Source organism: Candidatus Halobonum tyrrellensis G22 (assembly GCF_000495475.1).
Classification (GTDB): Archaea; Halobacteriota; Halobacteria; order Halobacteriales; family Haloferacaceae; genus Halobonum; species Halobonum tyrrellense.
Genome location: NZ_ASGZ01000005.1, coordinates 80,639 through 103,391 on the forward strand (window position 1 = coordinate 80,639; position 22,753 = coordinate 103,391).

Annotated in this window: 19 protein-coding genes and 1 pseudogene; 14 read left to right on the forward strand and 6 right to left on the reverse strand. The window is 64.7% G+C overall.

The window, feature by feature from the left end; genetic code table 11:
* Positions 1-38: 38 nt before the first annotated feature.
* Together K933_RS02135 and K933_RS02140 are read right to left on the reverse strand one after the other, a co-directional pair.
* The gene (locus tag K933_RS02135) at positions 39-1,775 is read right to left on the reverse strand and encodes a glycoside hydrolase family 2 protein (protein WP_023393032.1); all 1,737 of its coding nucleotides are present in this window, start codon (positions 1,773-1,775) and stop codon (positions 39-41) included.
* A 466-nt stretch (positions 1,776-2,241) separates the two neighbouring features.
* The gene (locus tag K933_RS02140) at positions 2,242-3,060 is read right to left on the reverse strand and encodes an IclR family transcriptional regulator (RefSeq protein ID WP_049947499.1); all 819 of its coding nucleotides are present in this window, start codon (positions 3,058-3,060) and stop codon (positions 2,242-2,244) included.
* Between the two features lie 238 nt (positions 3,061-3,298).
* Between K933_RS02140 and K933_RS02145 the strand changes: the two genes are divergently transcribed.
* The 5 genes and pseudogenes from K933_RS02145 to K933_RS19155 all read left to right on the forward strand — a co-directional run bounded on the left by K933_RS02145 (position 3,299) and on the right by K933_RS19155 (position 9,332).
* A complete protein-coding gene (locus K933_RS02145; RefSeq protein ID WP_080509168.1) occupies positions 3,299-6,100 on the forward strand; it encodes a glycoside hydrolase family 2 protein in 2,802 nt (933 codons plus the stop codon).
* Between the two features lie 144 nt (positions 6,101-6,244).
* Positions 6,245-6,815, forward strand: a pseudogene (locus tag K933_RS02150) (hypothetical protein); the annotation flags it as partial.
* A 128-nt stretch (positions 6,816-6,943) separates the two neighbouring features.
* Complete coding sequence (locus K933_RS02155) at positions 6,944-7,612, forward strand: hypothetical protein (protein ID WP_152529735.1); 669 nt, start codon at positions 6,944-6,946, stop codon at positions 7,610-7,612.
* A 183-nt stretch (positions 7,613-7,795) separates the two neighbouring features.
* A complete protein-coding gene (locus K933_RS02160; RefSeq protein WP_235063412.1) occupies positions 7,796-8,860 on the forward strand; it encodes a sensor histidine kinase in 1,065 nt (354 codons plus the stop codon).
* A gap of 337 nt (positions 8,861-9,197) precedes the next feature.
* Positions 9,198-9,332, forward strand: coding sequence for a hypothetical protein (locus K933_RS19155; RefSeq protein ID WP_268744614.1), 135 nt, complete (start codon positions 9,198-9,200; stop codon positions 9,330-9,332).
* Positions 9,333-9,496: 164 nt separating this feature from the next.
* Here the strand turns inward: K933_RS19155 and K933_RS02165 are convergent, their stop codons facing one another.
* Positions 9,497-10,450, reverse strand: coding sequence for a hypothetical protein (locus K933_RS02165; protein WP_049947502.1), 954 nt, complete (start codon positions 10,448-10,450; stop codon positions 9,497-9,499).
* A gap of 262 nt (positions 10,451-10,712) precedes the next feature.
* The gene (locus tag K933_RS02170) at positions 10,713-11,564 is read right to left on the reverse strand and encodes a hypothetical protein (RefSeq protein ID WP_049947503.1); all 852 of its coding nucleotides are present in this window, start codon (positions 11,562-11,564) and stop codon (positions 10,713-10,715) included.
* A 224-nt stretch (positions 11,565-11,788) separates the two neighbouring features.
* On the opposite strand from K933_RS02170, the gene K933_RS02175 reads away from it, so the two are divergent.
* The 7 genes from K933_RS02175 to K933_RS02205 all read left to right on the forward strand — a co-directional run bounded on the left by K933_RS02175 (position 11,789) and on the right by K933_RS02205 (position 18,540).
* The gene (locus tag K933_RS02175; protein ID WP_049947504.1) at positions 11,789-12,136 is read left to right on the forward strand and encodes a winged helix-turn-helix domain-containing protein; all 348 of its coding nucleotides are present in this window, start codon (positions 11,789-11,791) and stop codon (positions 12,134-12,136) included.
* A 3-nt stretch (positions 12,137-12,139) separates the two neighbouring features.
* On the forward strand, positions 12,140-12,472 hold the full coding sequence (locus K933_RS02180; protein WP_023393040.1) for a DUF7521 family protein: 333 nt from the start codon (positions 12,140-12,142) through the stop codon (positions 12,470-12,472).
* Between the two features lie 19 nt (positions 12,473-12,491).
* Positions 12,492-13,283: an ABC transporter ATP-binding protein gene (locus K933_RS02185; RefSeq protein ID WP_023393041.1), complete on the forward strand. Its 792-nt coding sequence runs from the start codon at positions 12,492-12,494 to the stop codon at positions 13,281-13,283.
* Complete coding sequence (locus K933_RS02190; RefSeq protein WP_200862273.1) at positions 13,276-15,018, forward strand: hypothetical protein; 1,743 nt, start codon at positions 13,276-13,278, stop codon at positions 15,016-15,018. The genes K933_RS02185 and K933_RS02190 overlap by 8 nt, the downstream gene beginning before the upstream one ends.
* Positions 15,019-15,158: 140 nt before the next feature.
* The gene (locus K933_RS02195; RefSeq protein WP_049947505.1) at positions 15,159-15,359 is read left to right on the forward strand and encodes a hypothetical protein; all 201 of its coding nucleotides are present in this window, start codon (positions 15,159-15,161) and stop codon (positions 15,357-15,359) included.
* A 798-nt stretch (positions 15,360-16,157) separates the two neighbouring features.
* On the forward strand, positions 16,158-16,916 hold the full coding sequence (locus tag K933_RS02200; RefSeq protein ID WP_023393043.1) for a helix-turn-helix domain-containing protein: 759 nt from the start codon (positions 16,158-16,160) through the stop codon (positions 16,914-16,916).
* Between the two features lie 127 nt (positions 16,917-17,043).
* Positions 17,044-18,540, forward strand: coding sequence for an amidohydrolase family protein (locus tag K933_RS02205; protein ID WP_023393044.1), 1,497 nt, complete (start codon positions 17,044-17,046; stop codon positions 18,538-18,540).
* A 447-nt stretch (positions 18,541-18,987) separates the two neighbouring features.
* Here the strand turns inward: K933_RS02205 and K933_RS17360 are convergent, their stop codons facing one another.
* Together K933_RS17360 and K933_RS02215 are read right to left on the reverse strand one after the other, a co-directional pair.
* Positions 18,988-19,899 carry an alpha/beta fold hydrolase gene (locus K933_RS17360; RefSeq protein WP_023393045.1) on the reverse strand — a complete coding sequence of 304 codons (912 nt, stop codon included), beginning with the start codon at positions 19,897-19,899 and terminating at the stop codon, positions 18,988-18,990.
* 137 nt (positions 19,900-20,036) lie between these two features.
* Positions 20,037-20,693, reverse strand: a complete 657-nt coding sequence (locus K933_RS02215) for a helix-turn-helix domain-containing protein (RefSeq protein ID WP_049947507.1) — start codon at positions 20,691-20,693, stop codon at positions 20,037-20,039.
* Between the two features lie 113 nt (positions 20,694-20,806).
* Between K933_RS02215 and K933_RS02220 the strand changes: the two genes are divergently transcribed.
* Together K933_RS02220 and K933_RS02225 are read left to right on the forward strand one after the other, a co-directional pair.
* A complete protein-coding gene (locus K933_RS02220) occupies positions 20,807-22,447 on the forward strand; it encodes an NADH-quinone oxidoreductase subunit D (RefSeq protein WP_023393047.1) in 1,641 nt (546 codons plus the stop codon).
* Positions 22,444-22,743 carry a DUF7562 family protein gene (locus K933_RS02225; RefSeq protein WP_023393048.1) on the forward strand — a complete coding sequence of 100 codons (300 nt, stop codon included), beginning with the start codon at positions 22,444-22,446 and terminating at the stop codon, positions 22,741-22,743. The genes K933_RS02220 and K933_RS02225 overlap by 4 nt, the downstream gene beginning before the upstream one ends.
* Positions 22,744-22,753 lie beyond the last annotated feature (10 nt).

A 22,753-nucleotide genomic window follows, 5' to 3' on the forward strand; every position in this document is an offset into this window, starting at 1 on the left:
CCGCGTTGACCACCGGCGGTCGGTGGGATCGGGCGCCGTCAGTCGTTTCGCTCGACCGCCGCGGGCTGTCGCATGATATCGCGGAGTTCACGCTCGCGTTCGGGGTCGAACTTCGACTCGCGGTCGTAGGTGAACAGGCCGTTAGCCTCCTGCTCGATGTCGTACAGTTGGGTGTAACAGAGGAGCCCGATGGCCTCGTTGTCCAACAGCGCCTCGGTCAACCCGCGGTACCGGTCGACGAACTCGTCGACGCTCTCCGGGCGGTCGCCGTACCCCCACCCCTCCTCCGCACCGGGATTCCACCAGATGCCGCCGTACTCGCTGACGTAGCTGAGTTCGGGGCCGTACTCGCCGTCGCCGTAGTCGAGGGTGACCGACTCGCCGGCTTCGAGCGCGTCGTACCGCTCGCGGAACTCGTCGACGTCCTGCGTGTAGTCGTGAACGTCGAGGAGGTCGGTCTCGACGTGGACGTAGCCGCTGGTGTCGACGACCGGCCGGGTGGGGTCGAGCGCTTTCGTGGTCCGGTAGACCGTCCGGAGCAGGTTGTCGTCCTGGTCAGACGTGGTCTCGTTGAACGGCGTCCACCCGACGAGCGAGGGGTGGTTGTAGTCGCGTTCGACCACCTCGATCCACTCTTGGAGGAACGGGGCGAGGTTCGACGGGTCGGAGTGGTCGAGCCCCCAGTTGGCGTGTTCACCCCAGACGAGGTAGCCCAACCGATCGGCGTGATAGAGGTACCGCGGCTCGAACACCTTCTCGTGGAGGCGGGCACCGTCGAACCCCATCTCCATCCCGAGTTCGATGTCGCGTCTGAGCGCGTCGTCGGACGGGGCCGTGTACAGTCCCTCGGGGTAGTACCCCTGGTCGAGGATCAGCCGCTGGAACCGCGGCTCGCCGTTGAGGAGGACCACGCCGTCCTCGACGGACACCGACCGGAGCCCGGTGTAGCTCTCCACCTCGTCCACTACCTCCCCGTCCCGGCGGAGAGTGACCGCGAGGTCGTACAGGTCGGGCGACTCGGGGGTCCACGGGTGGACCTCGTCGACGTCGACGACGCACCTGGCCGTCTCCCCCGCGACGGGCGTCGACACTTCGCCGACGGTGTCGCCGTCGAACGTCGCGGTGACCGTCAGTTCGGTCCCGCGGGGGTCGCCGCGGAGCGACGCCGTGAGGTGAACCGTTCCGTCGGGGAGGTTCGGGTCGATACGGAGGTCCTCGACGGACGTTTCGGGAACCGGTTCGAGCCAGACGGGTTGCCAAATGCCGGTGATTCGGGTGTAGACCGCCCCGTGAGAGTCGTACCGCTTGCTCTGTTTGCCCGCGGGCTGTGTCTCGGTGCGGACCTCGTCGCGCGCACAGACCGTGAGGACGTTGCTCCCCGTCTCGACGTGGTCGGTCACGTCGAAGGTGAACGGTGTGTACCCGCCGCGGTGAGTGCCGACCGACTCCCCGTTCAGCCACACCTCGGCCTCGTAGTCGACCGCACCGAAGTGGAGGAGGAGACGTCCCGCCAGGTCCTCCTCGGTCACCTCTACCTCGCGTCGGTACCACACCGCGTCCATGAAGTCGCGATGGTCGACGCCCGACAGTTCGCTCTCGGGGGGAAACGGGACAGTGATCGTGCGTTCGAGGTCGGCGGCCGTCGGGAGCCCTCGCGCGCGTCCCGTCCTCCCGTGGTCGATCTCGAACTCCCACTCGCCGTTGAGCGATCGCCAGTCGTCGCGCCGTAGCTGCGGCCGTGGATACTCCTGTCGCGGAGCGTCGTCGGTCACCATGCTCGGTCGTACTACCCCTCCCCGCCACCTAAATCTACCTGACGGGGAGCGGAACCCCCTCCTCCGGAGTGCGCTCGCTGGATATCCGACCGTTTCGGTCGGCGGATCACGCTCCGGTGTTTCTCGTCGGGAAACACCGGGATCGAGTGTCGACGAAAAGGGGAACCGGACGGAGTGCGTCGTTCGGCCCTGTCGACTGGTACCAAGCGGGGAACCCCCTGTCAGTAACGCGCACGGGCAGAGAAATTACACTGGTACTTCTGTAACGATTCGCGGTCGAAGGGTGAAGTAGAGGGGGACGGCCCGAACCACGAACTGGCGTTCGTTTCCTGTGAAGAAACGTCGACAGTCGACCGACGGACACGTCTCGGCGCCGGCGCGGCTGCTGTCGAGTAGTGGAGGACGGAACGGACGAGAAACGCACGGAGGGGATCGGAGCCGAAGCCGGCGGCGGTCGGAGGCGGGCTCAGTCGGACAAGCGGAGCAGGTTCGTCTCGACGGACTTCCCCGTCTCGACGAGGAGTCCCGCGATCTCCTCTTGGAGGCGGCGGCCGTAGAGGCTCGACTCCGCCCCGCTGACTTCGATCGCGGCGACGGCGTAGTTGTTCGCGTCGCGAATGGGGACGGCCACGCCGTTGAGGTCGTGGTACGGTTCGCCGTGGCCGACGACGTGTCGGTGTCCCTCGAACGAGCCGGCGCTGAACACGCGCTCTTGGGGGTTCGAGCGCCCGACCACCAGCCGCTGGTCCCGGAGGGTGCGTAGCTCGGAGAGGAGTTTCTCCGTGTCGGTGTCGTCGTCGGTGTCGAGCGTCTCCAACAGCGCTCGTACCTCCTCGGTCGGTCTGTACGATAAGAGCGCCTTGCCACCGACCGAGATAGGCGCCGGGATGCGCTCGCCCTCCTCGACCGGGGACAACGCCGGTTCGCGCTCGCTGCTCTGGAGGATGTACACCGCGTCCCCCGCCTCCTCGACCACCAGCGATACCGTCTCACCGGTCCGCCGCGCGAGGCTCTCCACTTCGTCCTTGGCGGCCTGAAACACCGGTCGGCGCTCGCGCACCCGCCTGCCGGCACCGAGCCACCGCATCGACAGCGAGTACCGGGTCCCCTCTTTGCTCACGTATCCGAGTTCGAGGAGCGTGCTCAGGTGCTTGTGAACCGAACTCTTCACGATCCCCGTCTCCTGTGCGATCTCGGTGACGCCCATCTCTCCCCCCTGGTTCAACGCCTCGATGATCGTGAACGCGGTGACGTCGGACTTCACGCGGTGGGAGGTGGTTGCCATCGTCCCCGTGGGTAACCGGGCGATCAATAAAACTATTTTCCCGGATCGATACCGCCGGGACGAGCGCACAGAACAGTTAACACGCTGGAGACGAGGGGAGAGTCCGAAACCAGTATGACAGATCAGTCCCCGCGTTCGAGCAGTTCCGGTGTCCTCACCGGTAAGTACGCCCGTTCGACTGCCCGGTCGGAACTACCCGACCGAGCGCCGGCGAACGAGGCGCTCGGGAGTAGCGGACGTGAGTGAACGCGGATCGGACCACGTAGCCGGAGGGCCTGTCCCCGCCAGCGAGTCCCCTCGCCGGTCGGTCAGTCTCGACGGCCGGTGGTCGTTCGTTACCGACCCGGCCGGGGACGGCATCGACGCCGGGTGGTACGCCGCAGCCGCCGAGTGGCCGGTGAGATCCCGGATAGTGTCGGTTCCACACACATGGCAGAATATGGACTCGTGTCACAACTACGTCGGGACCGTCTGGTACCGCCGGACCGTCGACGTCGATGCAGCCGACCTCCGTGGACGCGACGCCCTCCTTCGGTTCGGGGCAGTCGACTACGAGACGACCGTGTGGGTCAACGGGGTGGAGGTGGGGTACAACCGGGACGGCTACCTCCCGTTCGAATTCGACGCAAGCGAGGCGATCGAACCGGGCGAGAACACCGTCGTCGTCCGGGTCACCGACCCCGAGAACCTCGAAGAGATACCGCACGGGAAGCAGGGCGACCCGTGGTACACGCGGGTGAGCGGGATCTGGCAGTCCGTCGCGTTGGCGTTCGTCCCGCCCACCCGGACCGAGTCGGTCCGGGTGACGCCCGACCTCGATCGCGACGAGGCCTCGGTCGAAGTGACGACGCGCCTCGGTCCGGCCGCCGAGGCGGATCTGACGTGCGTGGTTCGCGCGACGCCGCGGGAGTCGCGGTCGGACGCGGGCAGGAACGACGGTGACGGGAGCGCTGATCGAACCGCTGTGACGGCCGAAACGACCGTCTCGGCCGCCGAAACCACCGACGTCGTTCTCCCGTTCGACGATCCGGCGTACTGGCGGCCGGAGTCGCCCGCACTGTACGACGTGACGGTCGAACTGGTCGACGACGGGGACGTCGTCGACCGATACGCGGACTACTTCGGGATGCGGAGCTTCGGGTACGCGGACGGCCAGTTCCTGCTCAACGGCGAGGAGATCGAACTCCGGGGCGTCCTCGACCAGGGGTACTACCCGGAGACGCAGTACCGCCCTCCCACCGACGACGCGTTCGCCCGGGAGGTGACGGCCGCCAAGGGGTTGGGGTTCAACCTCATCAGGAAGCACGTCAAACCCGCACATCCCGAGTTCCTCCGGGAGGCCGACAAGCAGGGGATCTTAGTGTGGGAGGAACCGGCGAACCCGACCCGGTACACCGCACGCTCGCAGTCGGAGACCACCGCGCAGTTGGCTGGACTGGTCGAACGGGACTACAACCGACCGAGCGTCGTCGTCTGGTCGCTCTACAACGAGGAGTGGGGGGTCGGCCACCACGACGACGACGAGACGCTGTGGACTGACGCGGAGAAACAGCAGTTTCTCGCCGACGCGTACCGGTCGGTCCGGGAGCGCGACGCCACCCGCTTGGTGTGTGACAACTCCGGGTGGGCGCACGTCACCACCGACGTCAACGACTTTCACCGGTACTTCGCCAGTCCCGACCGTGCGGAGACGTGGGAGGACGAACTCGACCACATGCGGTACTACGCCGCCGACAACTACGCGACGACGCGGTTCGTCGACGGCGACGTCTGCGACGTCCCGGTCGTCGCCTCGGAGCTCGGGACGTGGGGGATGGGCGACCTCTCACGCCTGCGCGACCGGTACGGCGGCGACCCCGAGTGGTTCTCACACGAGTTCCTGACGGAACCGCTCAAGCGTCCGGAGGGCGTCGACGAGCGGTTCGAGACGACCGAACTGTCCGAAGTGTTCGACGACTTCGCCGACCTGGAAGCGGCGTGGCAGCGCCGCGAGTTCGTCTCGATCAAACACCTCGTCGAACAGATCCGCGTTCGCGACGGGGTCGCCGGATACGTTCTCACGCAACTGTCCGACATCGAGTGGGAGTTCAACGGGCTGTTCGACTACCTCCGCGAGGAGAAGTCGTTCTGCGACGAGTTCGCGCGGGTGAACGCCCCGCTGTCGGTCGTCGCCGAACCCGACGTACACGCCGTGTCGGCGGGTGACTCCCTGTCGTTCGACCTGACCGTCGTCAACAGCACACGCGAGCCGGTGACCGGGACGCTCGGCTGGTCGTTCCTCGGCGAGTCAGGTCGAGAGACGGTGACCGTCGGGCCGAACGCGACCCACCGGGTCGGGCGGCGCGTCCCCGAGGTTTCGGGGACGAATCGAACGGTCGGAACCGACGACCTCAGCGCGGTCTTCGAACACTCGGGTGACGACGCCACGACGACGGAGCCGGTGACCGTCGTGGACTGCGGGCGGGACATGTCGTCGACCGGCGTCGTCTACGCCGGTGGGGCGTTCGCGTCGCGGCTGGCGAGCGAGGGGGTCGACGTCACCCACGAACTCACGGACGGGACGGATCTCGCGTTCGTGACTCGGATCGACGCCGCCGTCGAGCGGTACGCGGCGGAGGGAGGTACCGTCGTCCACCTCCCGACGAGCGACGGAACCATGACCGGCGGCGGCCCGTTCGTCTACCGTTCGCTCCCCAAGGAGGCGAGTTGGCTGGGCGCGACATCCTTCTTCTATCAGAACTCGCCGCTGTTGGCGGGCGTCTGCGACGGCCCGCGTCTCGGGTGGGAGTTCGAGGGACTCTACCCGTACGCCGTCGCGACCGATCTCGACTCGGCAACCGACGACGTTCACGTCGGTTGCGTCGAAGGGTGGCTCGCGAACCCCGGGAGCCCGCTGGTCGTTCGGTCCCGCGACGGCGGCGGACCGTTCGTCGCACTGACGTTCCGTGTGCAGAACGCCTACGGCTCTCACCCGATCGCGACGCTCCTCTGCGACCGGCTGATCGAAGAGTTCACCGCCCAAACTCGACCGAGAGGCTGAGTGACGCCGGGTTTCTATTTCACTGATATCTACACTATCGTATAAATTTAATTATTATATCGTACCTGCGAGCGCGCCTTCCGCGACCGCACCGTCGTCTACCTCCTCGGCCTCTCCGGCGTCAGTGGCGCGGAAGTGTTCGCGGGCTACGCCGTCGAGGACTGTGGCGTGACCGGCATCGCCGTCGTCAACGAAGGCCCCGACGAAGAGCCGGTCGTCGTCCCCATCGCGCGCTTCTCGCTCGGCGAGGACGTCGAGACGCCCGACACCGACCTTGTGTGGGATCTAGTCGGCGAGTGCAATACAGGGACTGTTCGACGACGTGTTCGTGCGTCACTACGACATCCAATTCACGTTCGACGTTCGAAAATCGCAGAGTGATTTTCGAGCCAGTCAGAAACCTCTGATTTCTGACGGCGGCGACGAACTGTTCGAGGCCGAGGAGTACCGGCGCGTCCTGCTGACTGACGAGTTGGTCGACCGTTTCGCGACCGACGCTGGGTTCTCGCTCGCGGACCGCCGCGAGGCGGTCTTCGAGGCGGACGACATCGACGACGCGAGCGCGCCGGTCGCGTGGGGAGAGTGCCAAGGCTACAGTCGGACCGACGACGCGGCGATGGTGATGGGCGGGACGGCGGCCGCCGCCACAGCGAGTGTGGGCGCAGCCAGTTGTGCGGGTGCCGGGGCGGCGGCCGGAGGTGGCGGCGCCTGTTAGAGCACTCAAGTGGCGGCTAACTACATCAACTGATCTGCTGACGGACCCTCCTCTCGGAGGAGACCGATTTTCTGGCAGAGAACGTTGGAGTCACCCCTAAGTGAGAGACGCATCACGTATCGACACGAATGGCACAGCGAACATCCCGGCTCCGTGAGAACGAGGGATTCCGTACACTCCTCTTGGCGGCTGCTGGCATGGGGGCGATGGTGTGGCTGTTCGACTTTCCTCTCAGGGCGGCGGGGGCGATATTCGTGCTGGCTGGGACGAGCGCCTTCCACGACCTACTCGACGAGCGCTACGGGCTTCCCGAGGGGGCCAACTGGTTGTTCTACGGTGTCAGTATGATCGTCGTCGGCATCGGCGGTGTCGTCATCCATGGGTCGTGGTTCGTTCCGTTCGTGCTCGCTGGACTCTGGTTCGTCCTCGACGGCGCGGCGACAGTGCAGGCGGGTCCCGCCCAGAAGCCGCACAAGTACGTCGTAGGGCTGGATGACGAGGATAGCAGTGAGGTGATGCTCCGGATGCAGGTCCTCAGTTCGATTCACGAGGAACTGCGAGAGGCGGAGCAGCCGCGGACACCGGGCGAGGTAGCGGATGCAGTTGGACTGACAGAGGAGCGCACTCTGGACGCGCTGGACTATCTCGTCAGCCGCGATCAGGTCGAACGAGTCGACGGCGACCGCTATCGAGCGGTCCCCTCCCGGTGGGGGAAGGCAACGCCGGCCGTACGCTTCGCTCGATGGCTCCCGGGACGTCTCCTGCGGCCGTTCCAGGTACTGCTCAGCGGGGTCTAACAGAGGGGATGCGAGGATCCACTTATTTACTGCATTCGAGTGATCCCCGGGTTAGCCGAGACGTGACTGCTGGTTCTTCCAGAAGCGAGTAATGTACGTATTAGATCCCTCGCTCGAAACTGGCCTGAGAGGTTCTCCGGCGGCTCGCTATCGTTCTCCGATAATCGCTGGTGGATCTTTTTAATGTTCACGTTCGGTAGAGCCGATATGAGCTGCCGTCCGCTGAGCCAAAGACCGGATTTCCGCGCCCTCTTTGACCGTCTCGACGGTGTCGCGCTCTGGACGGCCTCGAGACCCGGTGAGTTCGACTACGTAAGTGACGGGGTGGAAGACATCTGGGGGGTCGACGCCGACGCCCTTCGGTCGGACGTCTCGCGGTTGATGGACGGGGTCCACTCCGAAGACCGTGACCGGGTTCTGCAAGCGATCGGAGGAGCCGCCGAGGATCGCACCGACGCGTCGGTCGAACACCGGGTCGTCCGGCCCGACGGCGCGATACGGTGGGTGCACGCGCGGATCGTCTCGATGAGCGACGACGGGGACCAGATCGACCTGGTTGGCGTCACCACCGACATCACCGATCAGAAGCGGCGCCAACAGGAGTGGGAGGTGCTCAACAGAATCGTTCGACACGATATCCGCAACGACATGGCGGTCATCTTGGGGTGGGCGGAGATGCTCGACGGGTACGTCACCCCGGAGGGCGAGGAGTACCTCCGGAAGATCCTAACCAGTGGGGAGCACGTCGTCGAACTCACTGCAATCGCCCGTGACTACGTCGAGACGCTGAGTACGGACGGTGCGGTCGCGGTCGAACCTACGTCGCTCCGTTCGGTCGTAGAGACCGAACTCTCGCTTCAGGAGGAGTCGTTCCCCAGAGCCGAGTTCCAGTGGGACGACCTCCCGGACGTCGCCGTCGCCGCGAATGGAATGCTGGGGTCGGTGTTTCGGAACCTCCTCGCCAACGCGGTCCGGCACAACGACCACGATACCCCTACCGTGAGGGTGAGATGCGACGTGAGCGACGATGACGTAGTGGTTCGTGTTGCCGACAACGGGCCTGGCGTCCCTGATAGCAGAACGGAGGAAGTATTCGGCCGGGGACAACACGGTCTCGATAGTTCGGGCACCGGCATCGGCCTGTACCTCGTCGAAACGCTGGTCGACCAGTACGGCGGCGAGGTTTGGATCGAGAACAACGACCTCGGGGGCGCGACGTTCGCCGTCCGCCTCCAGCGAGCGGACTGACCGCTCGCAGCAACTGCTCAGGCTGTCTCCGTAATTGTCGTACCCCTGTATCCCTTCGGCGACCACTCGAACTGGGAACGGAGAGTATCCGCCGTGGAGCAGTCGGTGGAGCGCCCGTGATTCCACGTGTACAACCTCCCGTCCGCTACCCGTGTTTGCTTCAACACTTGGTCCCCGTCTCCTCCGTACGCCCGCGCTCACCCGCATCTACGCTCGCATCTGTCGGACCGAACCCAGTATTATCGGTACGTACGTCAACGAGCCGAATATTTCGGGGCGGCGTGTGACCGCGTTCGGAAACCCGTATCGTCGGCGTGATCGAGAGGACCCGCGACCGATGCCCCTCACGAGACCTGTGGAGTGTTCGTCGGACCTCCTGGGGTTCGAACTCCTAGTCGAGTCGGAACTCGTCTTCTTCACGCACGTCAGCCGCGCTTCGAGCGGCTCATCCAACCGGACGGCAACGACCTGACCGTGGGAGTTCACGAATACGCTCAGTGGGCCAGTCCATCGAAATCGACGTCACTCGCAACCTCGATCTCCGAGTTCCCTTCATAGAGCGCGTAGACGGGAACGAGTAGCCCACGAGTTTCGTCGGATGCGCTCGATCGCCTCCGTATAGTGTCCGGGGTCCTCCTACGCACCGCGAGTCGAGGGTTGGACGATGTACAGTGAATAGCGGTACAACTGCTCGTTGTACCACAGTAGCTGACCGTTCTTCGCCTGTTCTACATCGTGTAGCCCGAGTGCTCCGAGTGTCGCTTCGTAGGCGTCCGAGAGTGGTGGTGTCTCGGCGTACATCTCCGCGGAGACTGCCTCCTCGATGATCGATCGAACGTCGGCCGAGAGGCTGTCTGCTGTCAGTTCTGCGTCGACCCGGGAGCCGAGGACGACTTCTCGGAAGACATCACGTGAGCCTGCTACCTCGGCCGCGAACGCCGTGTATGCGGGCTCGACGATCCGTTCGGTCGTCACAGTGACTCGGTAGGCCCACGCCCCACTCTCGGTCATCGTGACGACCCGGTTGTCGAGATCGCCCGTCCCGAGACGGCTCTCCAACTCGGCAGGTCGACGCAGTACGTACGCGTCGTCGCGAAGGAGATCCGCCGCCGAACTCTTGCCCTCCGACTGTGTGTAGGTGTGGAGGATCTTCAGAGTCCGCGCACTGGGTCGCTCGAGATTGTCGACGAGAAGGGCGCTATCGGGCACCTCGTCGTCGGCAACAGTGTCGACACGAACGAGTGAGCGTTCCGTTCGCTCGCGTCCCGTGACGATATGTTTCGTCTGATAGTACGCCCCCTCGTATCCGACGTAGGCATCGGTCGGGAGCGGTTTGTACCCGTACGTCGTGTACCGGCCCTCGGGGAGAATCGCATCGAGTGCGGTCCGTGCAGGCGCACCAAACAACGCCCCGTCGTCGGGTTCGTACAGCGCATGTTCGGTTAGTGATGTCTCGACCGGTTCGATACGGAGTCGATACTCGGGTTCTGACGACTCGGAGCCGAGGGAGTTCAACTCCGAACAGCCTGCTAATGCGGCGACGCTAGCCGTGCCAACTGTGTGGAGGAGACGCCGACGGGGAAGGACCATACGCTATCCTCGATAGTAGCCTGGCAAATATCTTGTCGTAGCGACCGCACCTCTCGCCGCCGGTCTCCGGGGCACAGAACAGGTATGACTCGATAGAGGGTCCTCGGGATGGTCGCGCGGACCGCACTCTATCAGTACGCGACCGACGACCGCCGTGTCGGCCCCTTCGCCGAGCGTAATCCGGAGACCGGTTTCCCGTCGGACTGAGCCGTTTCTCGTTCGAGAAACCTGCTTCTGCTCGAAATGGTCCCTGTCTCACCCGCTAAATACGGACGTTTTCTCTCCCCTTCAGCTGAACGTACGCGCGGGCCATGATCCCGATTACGACGACGGTGACGACGGTCGTTTCGAGAAGCGACACTACTTGAGCGGCGAGCGGCGGCAAGAGGGCGAACATCCCGTACGAGACTATCGCCTGCGGCACCATCGGAATCAAGACGAGCAGGAGCAACGGCAGTCGATTTCCACGCACCAAGCGCCAGCTCTCGGCGAACGCGCCGAGGAAACTCTTGTCTTGGACGGCGATCTCCTGGCCGGCGAATAGAAGATTGATCCCGAGGAACACGCTTGGGAGGAACAGTACGAGCCCGAGGACGCCCAACAGAACCCACCCGATCTGGCTACTTGCGAGAAAGGCGCTCGTCTCGGAATCGATCACGCGAAAGAGCCCCCAAAAGCCGGCTCCAACGAAGAGAAGTGAGACGAGGAGGAAGGAGAGACTCAGTACCCAACTTCCGACGAACGAGTTGAGACTCGCCCAGCCGAGTCGGTGGAAGACGAACTCGTCCGGAATACGCTCCGTCCGGTCGCTCACGAGGACTCGCTGGACGATGACTCGAACCGGGACCGTGAGAACCCCACCAGCGACGCTTGCGAGAAACGCTGCCTGTAACGACACGAGTGCCGGCAGTTGCGATCCGGGAGACGGCCCGGTCGCCGCAGGAGCTCCGGGCGTGGCGACGGGTCCGAGCGGAACGACCGTCGTCGTTACCGCGTAGACGAGACCTGCCTGAAAGACGGTCACGAGCAGGAAGACGCCCATCAACACGATCCCGTTACGCGTGAAAGCGCGTCGGGTTCCATCGCCGAGTGCCGTTCGTATCTGGAGGGTCATCGTCTACGGCCTGCCACTCGTGAAGCCGTCTTAATCGTCATGGTATCGATAAGATGAGTCATCTCGTCCTTTGAAGAAAGCGTGCCGGGAGTGGAGGGCCGCAGCCAGCGGGGGTGCTGACGGCACCCGAGGTGATGGGACCACTCACCGTATAGTGGGACGCCGTTTTTCCGACTCGGAAAGTCGAGCGTGTATTTTACCGGATAGAGAAGAGACGGATACCCGTGGGTGGGGATGAGTCTCCGACCGAACTGTTCGCGCTGCTCGACGACGCGTATGCGCGGGCGATCCTCACTGCAACGAGTTCCCAACCGATGTCCGCAAAAACACTCAGCGAGGAATGTGACGCCTCCCTCCCGACGGTCTACCGACGTGTCGACCGCCTCATCGACTGCGGACTCCTCGCCGAACAGACCGAGGTCGCCGAGGACGGCCACCACTACAGCGTCTACAGTGCTCGGCTCGAACGTCTCACCGTCGAACTCGAAGACGGCGACCTTCAGGTCACCCTCGAACAGGCTCCCGCCGACGACGTCGCGGACCGGTTCACCGACCTCTGGGAGGGGATCTGATCGATGGCTCCGCTTCAGTTCGCCGTCGAACAGGCGTACACCGACTATCTGATCCATCTCGCGGTCACGCTAGTCGCGATGGTCTTGGGACTGTACATCGTGTTTCAGGCGTTCCGCGGCTACCGGCGCAACGAGAGCCGACGGATGTTGTTCCTCGCGCTCGGCCTCGCGTTGGTCACGGTCGCCCCATTCGCGCTGTCGATCGCCGCAGCCTCACTCGGGAACGCGCTCGCTCTCGGCTCCCGCCTCTACTCGTTCTACCTGCCGGTGACGAGCCGGTTGATCGAGGTCTGTGGACTCCTCTGTATCCTCTACTCGCTGTTCACCCGCCGCTGACACCCACTCCAGACACACCATGACCGCAATCGAGACGACCGCGCTGACGAAACGCTACGGAGACACCCTGGCGGTAGACGACCTCGCCCTCTCGATTTCCGAGGGGGTCGTCTACGGCTTCCTCGGTCCCAACGGGGCCGGAAAGACGACGACGATGCGTATGTTGACCGGTCTCGTTCGCCCGACGAGCGGGTCGGGCACGGTCGTCGGTGCCGACATCACCGACCGCGATGGGCTTCGCCCGCACATCGGCTACCTGCCCGAGGAGCCGCCGCTGTACGATCACGCGACGGCCTACGAACAGTTGGAGTACGCCGCTGGGTTGCGTGACCTTCCGTCGGCGCCCGCTCGCGAGCGCATCGACTCCCTACTCGATCGGCTCGGTCTCTCGTCCGACGACGCCGCAACTCGGATCGAGGACTACTCGAAGGGGATGCGTCAGAAGGTCGCGTTCGTGCAAGCGGTCCTCCACGAACCGGACGTGATCTTCCTCGACGAGCCCACCTCCGGACTCGACCCGCGTGCCGCCCGGACGCTCCGGGAACTCGTCGTCGAACTCGCGACCGAGGGAACGACCGTCTTCCTCTCGACACATATCCTCCCAGTCGTCGAGGAGGTCGCCGATACGGTGGGCATCCTCTACGATGGGGAACTCGTCGCGGAAGGAACGCCCACTGACCTTCAACAGCGTGCGGAGACCGGCGAGACGCGCTCGCTGGAAGACGCGTTCCTCGAACTCACAACCGACACTGACGAGCAGTCGACGAATTCCACCGACTCCGCTATCGGTGAGGAGAAGACCGATGGCTGAGGCCGGGTGGCTTGGCCACGCCGCTCGGATGGGGTGGTTCGACTACCGACGGTCGGTCCGAGCGATTCGTGACGATACAGGTCGATTCCTCCTCTTGGCCGGCGGAGTGCTCGTCCCGACGCTACTCGTGACGGGATTCGCATTCCTGTTCGCCCCCGAGGTTCGGGGAGCTGACTTGGACGTCTCGATGAACGCAACGATACGCGGGTTCGTCGCGATGTTCTGGTTCTTCGCGGTGTTCATGCTCGCTCAGCGAACGACGGCGGCTCACAGCGAACCCGTCGCCGAATCGTTCGCGCTGACGACGGTGTCGGCTCGAACTGCCGTCGTCGGGGGCATCATCGCCGAGAGCCTGCGGGTGTTCTCCTACGCCCTTCCGATCGGACTCCTCGGTACGCTCGGTACTGCCTACGCGTTCAACTCGGTAGTGAGCCTCCTTCTGATACCTCTAATCGGGGGCCTGTACGTCGTCAGTGCAGTCGTCGCTGGCCGCGTGGTCGGGTACGTCGCCGCGTGGCTCGTCGCCCGAGTCCCGTTTTTCGCCCGTCACGAGACTGCCTTAGGGGTCATCATCGTCGCGTTGTTCTTCGGCGTCTACTTCCTGTTTCAGATGCCGATGCTCCCGATTTCGCTCAGTACCGCTCTACTCGGAGTCGTTCCACTCGGCTGGGTTGCGGACCTCCTCGTGATAGGGACGCCTATCGAGTGGTCGGTCACGTACGCTACCGGGGGCCTGATCGCGGCTGTCGCCGTGGTGGTCGGTGGAGGATGGTTCGCCGAGCGCATCGCTACCTCGCTGTGGTTCGACGAGCCGGTTGATGTCTCGACGGATAGTGACGAGCGGAAGTCGGTGCGCGCGGAAGGCCGAGGTGCGCTTGCGGGCGCTATCAGCCCCCTCGGGGTGCCAGTCGTAACCGGCCCGACACGAACCGTCGCGGAATGGGCCTTGCTTCGGGCGCGACGAGAGCCACAGCGGCTCAACTTCCTGCTGATCCCGGTCTTCGGGATCGGATCTGCAGTGGTGAATCTGGTGTTGCAGGGTGACGGGTCGGTAGCGGTGGTCGGTCCTGCTGTCGCTGTGGCCGGGGGCTGGATCGCCTCGGCAGCGTTCGGTCTCAACCCGCTCGGTGACGAGGGCTCCGTCTTGCCGATCACACTGACGACCGTTTCCGGCCGCGCGTTCGTCCGGGGCCTGATCACGCCGAGTCTGCTCTTCCTCCCGGTCGTCGCGACCGTGACACTCGGGGCAGCTATCGGCGGTGGATATGCCTGGCTTCCGGCGGTCGGGGTAGCGCTGGCTAGCTGTTTCCTCTCGATAGTTGGGGCGGTGGTAGCACCGCTGATAGGGATGCGATTTCCCCGGTTCAGTGCGATCCGAATCGGGAATAGTGACGAGGTACGACCGCCCGGACTACTCGCTGGAATTCTCCACGTCCTGTTGGTCTGGGTCCCCGGAGTCGCGTTGGTTGGACTCATCGCGGCACCACAACTGGTTCAGCTAGCCGTTTCGGGAGCGGGCTATGTCCCTGGGTTCGCGATCAGTCTCGTCGCGAGTGGCGGGGGGCTTGCGGATCTCGCCGAACTGCTGAGCGATGGGGGTGCCGCGATTCAAGCGATACCTCTCGCTACGTTCCGCCTCGGATTTGGGGGGCTACTGATCGGTGGCGGTGTCTTGGTTGCTTGGAGCGCCTATCGTCGTGCCGTTCACCAATTCGACGCCTACGAGCCCTATTGAGGGGGATGCCATCTGTGGACTGTACCGATCCGATACGCACGCACAGGGCATCGGAGGGGTTTTGTAGCCACAGCGGGGAGTAGGAGACGGACGGCACGGTCGGACAGTCACCTTTCAACTCACGTGGTTTCCACGTGTAGTTGCCGCTGCCCGACCTACCCCGTCACTCTACCACCGACGAGCGACGGCTACTGTCCGAGCGCCACGGTGACCACGACCGCCAACTCCGGTCGTTCGAGGCGCGCGAAGCGCTGTTCTCGTTCGTCGACAACCCCGCCCACGACGCGCTCTACGGGTCGACGAGGATGGCGATGCTTCACGGGCCTCTTTTCGGCCGCTAGGGGGAGACCAACATCCGAGTCGGCCACCACTCGCGTCGACACACGAACGGCCAGCGCCGACGAACAGGTACGGATGAGCGGCGCAGTGAAGACGAAACTCGACCGCCGTCGGCGTGAGCGAGAGTTACGACGCCATCCTCCGACGGGTTCTCGACGACGACCGCGACCCCCTCGCCGGGTTCGGCCGCTGGTCCGGCGACCACGCGGATCGCATTCGCGAGGCTCGTCAATCGGTGTAGTACTCGCCGTATCGCGTGGAGATGAGTGGCCTCGTCGAAACCCTCTGTCGATGATGGGTTTGTGTGAGTCTGCTGAAAAACACGGTGCGTATCGGCTACACCATTCGCTTTACTCTATCGATCCGTACAAGCGTCGTAGGTACTGTCAAGAGCAGGTATTTACGCGTATCGTGGAACAGTTATCCGCCTGATGGATAACGGAGGACTCAGCATCTGTACCTGTGGCAGTTTGCTGATACTCTCGAATCCAGCCGTTTCAGAGTCTGTAGCTACGGTTCAACTCCAGACAGTGGTACTGTTGATAGGTGGTTCACTATCCGTAGTTGGGTCTTCGATTATGCTTTCGGCCTATTTCGGCGACTGAGGCCGTCGATACTAGTGGCTGACTGCGGACGGTCGCACGCTGTGAGTACGCACATTCGTGAGAGCGTGCGAGATTCGTCGCGGACTCGAATCGCCACCCAGTCGGGACGACCCGACGCCGTCCCCTCGTCGACCGATCGCCGTTCGGTATGTTCCAACCGAGCGTTCATACCCGTTGGCGCCCGACGAGGAGGGAATGCGCGAGTTCGAGTTCGTCGTCACGTACGACGAGGGCGCGGACGACCTGATGGACGTCTACATCGACAACCCGAGTCTCTCGTCGCACACGCGTTCGTGTCACGTCACCGGGAACACGATGTGGCGAGTCGACGAGGTTACCGGACCCCGTGAGGCGCTCGGGGCGTACGACCGGGCGCTGGAGGGGCTCTCGCGGTGTTCGAGCCTCCGAGGGATGGGCGGCTGCGAGGTCGACTGGGAGTACGAGGTGCTCGGGTCGTACCCGACCGGCCGGGTAGTGTACTCGCGGCAGTCGGAGGGCCGGGGCTGTCGGTCCATCCCGTACCTCGCGGCGGAATACCTCGGCGACGGCCTGCTCCTCCGGGCGCGACAGCGGCACGGGGAGTACCGGTGGCAGATTCTCGCGGCCGACGACGCGGCGATGAGCGACGTGTACGACGAACTCGACCGCAACCTCCGCGAGGGGCTCACGCTGGAGTTCGACCGCGTCGAACACGCGTCCGACTGGCACGATCGCCGGCCGGCGGCGCCGGCGCTGTCGGTCGAACAGCGCGAGGCGATCGAACTCGCGGTCGCGTACGGCTACTACGAACGGCCCCGGCGCGCCTCGCTCCAAGAGATCGCGGACTCCGAGGGGCTCCCGACGTCGACACTCCAGTACCGGGTCACGCGGGCGGAAGCGGGGCTCGCACGGGCGTTTCTCGCCGACGAGGCGGGCGCCCCCGCCCGGTCGCCGGCGGCCACGGGATCCGACTGACGCCGCCGGTCGTAACCCGATCGTGCATCGCACGCTTCGTCCCCGCACTCGTGTTATTTCTACTATACGTCGGTTGGAACATTCCGAACGCGGATGTACCTCCGTCCACCCCCGAGGGCCGACTGCAATGACAGAGGACGAAGCCGCAGGCGGAACCGGATCGGACGTCTCCCGACGGGACTATGTCAAACTCGGCGGCGCTGCGCTCGCGGGCCTCTCGTTCGCGTCGCTCGGCGGCGCGGTGTCCGGCGACGACGGCGGCGCCGACGCGGGGGCCGGGGAGGGTGACGGCTCGGGGAACCCACTCCTGATCGAGGACGGCACTGTCGTCACGGTCGACCCCGACTACGGGATCCTCCACGACGCCGACGTGTTCGTTCGCGATGGCCGGATCGAACTGATCGGCGAGAGCGTCGACGCCCCGGCGGCGGACGTCGTTGACGCGAGCGACTCGATCGTCGTCCCGGGGTTCGTCAACGCCCACCTCCACACGTGGGAGTCGAGCGTCCGCGGGATCGCCGGTGACTGGACGTTCCAAGAGTACCTCGTGAAGATGCTCGGTGAGATCAGTAGCCACTACCGGCCCGAGGACGCGTACCTCGGCAACCTCTTCGGCGCCGTCCAGCAGCTCAATGCCGGCACGACGACGGTGCTCGACTGGTTCCACATCGCCAACACGCCCGAACACACCGACCGCGCCATCGACGGACTCCGCGATGCCGGCATCCGGTCGCTGTTCGCACACGGCCCGCCCGGCGACGATAGCGCGCGGTGGTGGGAGAACAGTAGCGTCACCCACCCCGACGACGTCCGGCGGCTCGCGACGGAGCGCTTCCCGAGCGACGACGGCCTGCGCACGCTCGCGATGGGGATCCGCGGGCCCGACTACTCGACCGACGAGGTGGTCGCGTCGGACATCGAACTCGCGCGCGAACTCGGCGTCCCGGCGTCGATGCACGTCGGCTCGCTAGGCTCCGGCGGCGTCGCGAAACTGGACGAACTCGGCCTGCTCGGTGACGACCTCAACTACGTCCACGGCAACCGGCTGACGGACGAGGAGTTCCGGCTCATCGGCGAGTCGGGCGGGTCGGTGTCGACGACCCCGGAGGTCGAACTCCAGATGGGGATGGGGATGCCGGCGCTCGGTGACGCACTCGAGGCGGGCGCGGTCCCGTCGGTCGGCGTCGACGTCGTTTCGAACGTGAGCGACGATATGTTCACGCAGACGCGGATGGCGCTGCAGGTCCAGCGCGGGCTCGCCAACCAGCCGGTCGTCGAGCGTGGCGAGCAGATCCAGTCGGTGTCACCGACCGTCCACCGCGCGCTGGAGTTCGCGACCATCGAAGGCGCGCGCGCGCTGGGGCTCGCGGACGAGATCGGGTCACTGACGCCCGGCAAGCGCGCCGACATCACCCTGATCGACACGGACGACCTCAACACCGCACCGGTCCACGACCCCGTCGAGACGGTCGTCCTCCAGTCCGGCATCGGCAACGTCGACACCGTCATCGTCGACGGGACCGTCGTCAAGCGGAACGGGCTGATCCACAACCCGACTGCGGCGAACCACCTCGACCGGCTGGAGGCGTCCGGCCGGCGGATCCTCCGCCGGAGCGACCTGTAGGGCGGCCCCGGGACGAGCCGGTCCACCGCTCCGCCCCGCCGATCCGAACGGCCGGTCGCCTCGAATCCGAACGGTCCGTTCACGACTCCACTACGAGGGCGGCAGGCAGGCCGCCGGGGCGAACACGAGCGGCAGGTACAACCCGGCGCCCGCGCTGTCGCTGCCGGCTACGGTCGGCAAGTGGGAGGAGAAGGAACGGCATCCGATCCCGGTTACCCGTCGACGACGACACCGTCACGTTCTGCCTCCTTGCTGATCTGCACACGCGTGTTTCGACGAAACGGCCCACTCGGCGGCGTACTTGCCGAGAGGAGTGTGGTGATGTCGTATCCCGAAATCGAATGAAGGACGGCGCCGACCGGGTCCCGGTCGTACAACACGTTCGCTTGTGCCCGAGTCGTGGCGTTTCGGCCTCTTCAAGTACACGTCACGAGTGCGTGATCGTCGTTACGAGAGATGCCGGCATAGCGCCTCACTAACCTCGTCACGTTCGTGATGTACCCAATGGGACGCGTCAGGGAACGTCCGTAGCCGGCCGTCTTCGCAGTAGTCGACGCTTCGTTCGGCCATCGAGGGACGGAGCGCTATGTCGTCTTCACCCCAACAGATCAGCGTCGGCCGAGTAACGGTGTCGCGCGGTGGACCGTCCGACCGACGGAATCCGCGATACCAGTTGATTCTCGGTGTGACTCCAGTGTGGCGCCAAGCGGCCTTGTAGCAGGCGATCGTCTCGTCGTCGAACGTTCCGGGGTTGGACGTTATCTCGAGCGAATCGACCAGATTGGCCATATCGTTCCGAGCCAACAGCCACTCGGGGAGCCTCGGCACCTGGTAGAACCAGACGTACCAACTCCGTGCGATCTGCTCGGGACTGAACCGTAACGTCTCCCGATACACGGTCGGATGTGGGACGTTGAGTATCCCGAGTCGATCGACCACGGAGGGGTGTCGGAGTGCGACGTTCCACGCGACGAACCCACCGAAGTCGTGGCCGACGACGTGAGCCGACTCGCGTCCCTCACTCCGGATCAGTTCGCGCACGTCAGCGACGAGTTCCGACTGTCGATAGGCGTCGATCCCGTCGGGTGCGTCGCTCAGGTTACAGCCCCGCTGGTCGGGGACGACCACGCGGAAATCGGCCTCGACGAGCGAACGGATCTGATCGCGCCAGCCGTACCAGAAATCGGGATGTCCGTGCAGGAGGACGACCAGTGGCGCGTCGGGGTCGCCGGCGGCGACGACGTGTAACTGCACGTCGTTGATGTCGCGATAGGTGGACTCGACGCCCTGGTCGGTGAGTAGCGATGCATCCGTGTCCGGAACCGTCTCCGTGGTCGTGGGTGGTTTCGTTGTCGACATCGTGGTAGCCGTGGGTGAAGATGCGAGACGGAGTTGAATACGAGAACTGCCACATCGGTGTGGCTCCTTTTGAATCCTCGATCGCAACCGCGGTCTGGTGGGGTCAGTGCGTCGCCACGGCAGGTGAGAAGCGGGAGTCAGTGAACGAGTTCGGTGAACACGCGTTCTTCGGCTTTCCGAAGGTGTTCCCCGACCGTTCCGGGGGAGATACCGATAGCCTCGCCGATCTCTTCGAGAGACGATTGGCGGGGGTCACTGTAGTACCCCAGATCGACTGCCGTCTCGAGCACCTCCTCTTGTCTCGATGTGATCACCCTGTTGACCGACGATGCGTCGGCTTCGTAATCACCCATCTTGAGAACGTCGAACGTGAGTTGGTCCATCTCGTCGGCGTACTCGTACAGTTTGCTGAACGTCTCGTCGGTTCCGATGTACGTGACTTTAAGCTGGTTATCGGACGTGAAGCGAATAGGAGTCTCGACCACCAGAAGCGTCTCCCGTTGTAGTTCGAGCGACCGGCGAACCGCGTCCGTCGGTTCGAACTGACTCACGGCCATCCACCGGGTATCGCCGGCGGTGAGATAGCTGACGACGTGCGGAGACCCCTCCATGATCTGTTCGTATCGGTCCTTACTGCCGCTCGCCTCGGCAAACAGGAGGACGGTGTCGTCATCGAGCAGTTCGATATGGTGAATGGCTCTTCGATTAATAGACGGGTCGTCCGCCAGTTCTCTCCCGAGCGGATGGAACGCCCTCCCTCCATCTGGTTTGACCAGCACTGTGAGATATCGCATACAGCGACCAGGTGTGCGCGGAGGTAAACAGCTACGGCTTCTACCACATAAACGACACCACGGATGAGGCAGCGTGCCTACTGAGCCACGCCGGAAACCGATACCCGTCGACAATGCAACGGCAGAGACGCTCGACCACCGACCAGTTCGTAAACGAGGTGGTCACAGCCCTCCCGGACGACGCCATCGTCAGCCGTGAGTCCCACGGGAACGCTCCCGCACTCGTGATTCGGGCCGACCACGTTCGGAAGGTCCTCTCGACAGTTCGCTCCGAGGCAGGACTCGACCACTGCTCGTGTGTGACCGCCCAGGAGTACGACGACCGCTTCGAGACGGTGTATCACCTCACCAGCTACGACGACCGGACGCGCGAGCTGTCGGTCGTCGTCCCGACGACAAACGACGATCCGGTCAGCGAGTCGGCCGCCCCGGTGTACCGGACGGCCGAGTGGCACGAACGGGAGGCGTACGACCTCGTGGGCATCGAGTACGAGGACCACCCCGACCTCCGGCGCATTCTGCTTCCGGAGACGTGGCAGGGCCACCCGCTCCGGACGGAGTACGACCAGGACCAGCCTCAGGTCGTGACGCTCCGCGAGCACGCCAACCCCGTCCGGAACGACAGTCGGCAAGGCGATACGATGTTCCTCAACATCGGGCCGCACCATCCGTCGACCCACGGTGTGCTCCACCTGGAGGCGGTCCTCGACGGCGAACGGGTGGCGGACGTCGAACCGGACATCGGCTACATCCACCGGTGTGAGGAACAGATGTGCCAGCGGGGCACCTACCGCCACCAGATCATGCCCTATCCCGACCGCTGGGATTGGGGTGGCGCGGGGCTGCTCAACGAGTGGGCCTACGCCCGCGTCATCGAGGACCTCGCGGATATCGACGTTCCGGAGTACGCCAAGGTCATCCGGACGATGAGCGCCGAACTGTCGCGCATCCTCTCGCACCTGCTAGCCACTGCCATGTACGCTCTGGACGTCAGCGGCGAGTTCACTGCCGCCTTCATGTACGGTTTCCGGGACCGGGAGGTCGTCCAAGACCTCCTAGAGGATCTGACCGGCCAGCGGATGATGTTTAACTACTTCCGGGTCGGCGGCGTCGTCTGGGACCTCCCCGAACCTCGCGAGGAGTTCTTCGAGGACGTGCGTGCGTTCACGGACGTCCTCCCACGGAAGCTAGAGGAGTATCACAACTTGCTTACGAGCAACGAAGTCTTCCAGGTTCGCTGTGTCGACACCGGTGAACTGCCGCCGGAAGTCGCCAAACAGTACGGCTGTACGGGGCCGGTCGCCCGCGGCTCCGGCATCGACTACGACCTCCGGCGGGACGACTCCTACGGCTACTACGACCGCTTGGAGTGGGATGTCGTCACCGAAGACGGATGTGACAACTTCGCCCGCGTACTCGTCCGCTTACGGGAGATCGAGGAGTCGGCAGCCATCGTGGAACAGTGCGTAGACCTGCTCGAAGACTGGCCGACCGAGGAGCGGGTCTGTCAGGCCAACGTCCCGCGGACGCTGAAGCCCTCGGGCGAGTGTTACAGAGCCGTCGAGGGTGCCAAGGGCGAACTCGGGATCTACATCCGTGCCGACGGCACCGAGACCCCCGCCCGGTTCAAGATCCGCGGGCCGTCGTTCTCGAATCTGTCGGCGCTGCCGGCGATGGCGGAGGGGGAGTACGTCCCCGACCTCGTCGCGACCCTCGGGAGCCTCGACACCATCATGGGGGAGGTGGACCGGTGACGACGCCCTCCTCGACGCTGCGGGGGAGCGACGCCGGCCAGCGGGTGACCTGCATCGCCTGCGGCGAGACGCTCGACCGCGGGGACGCCCGCGAGTACGACAAACACGGTGATCGCTGGGACCGCGAGGGCAAGCAGTTCGAGTACCTCTGTAAGCCCTGTCACCGCGAGTGCTGTCATCGGAACCGCGAGGGACTCGAGGAGGCGCTCGTGGCGGCCGGCGCCGGCCGAACCGACCGTAAGACGTTCCTCGAACGGTTCTGCGAGGTATCGACCGACGACGAGACCATCGACTGAGAAACCCGAT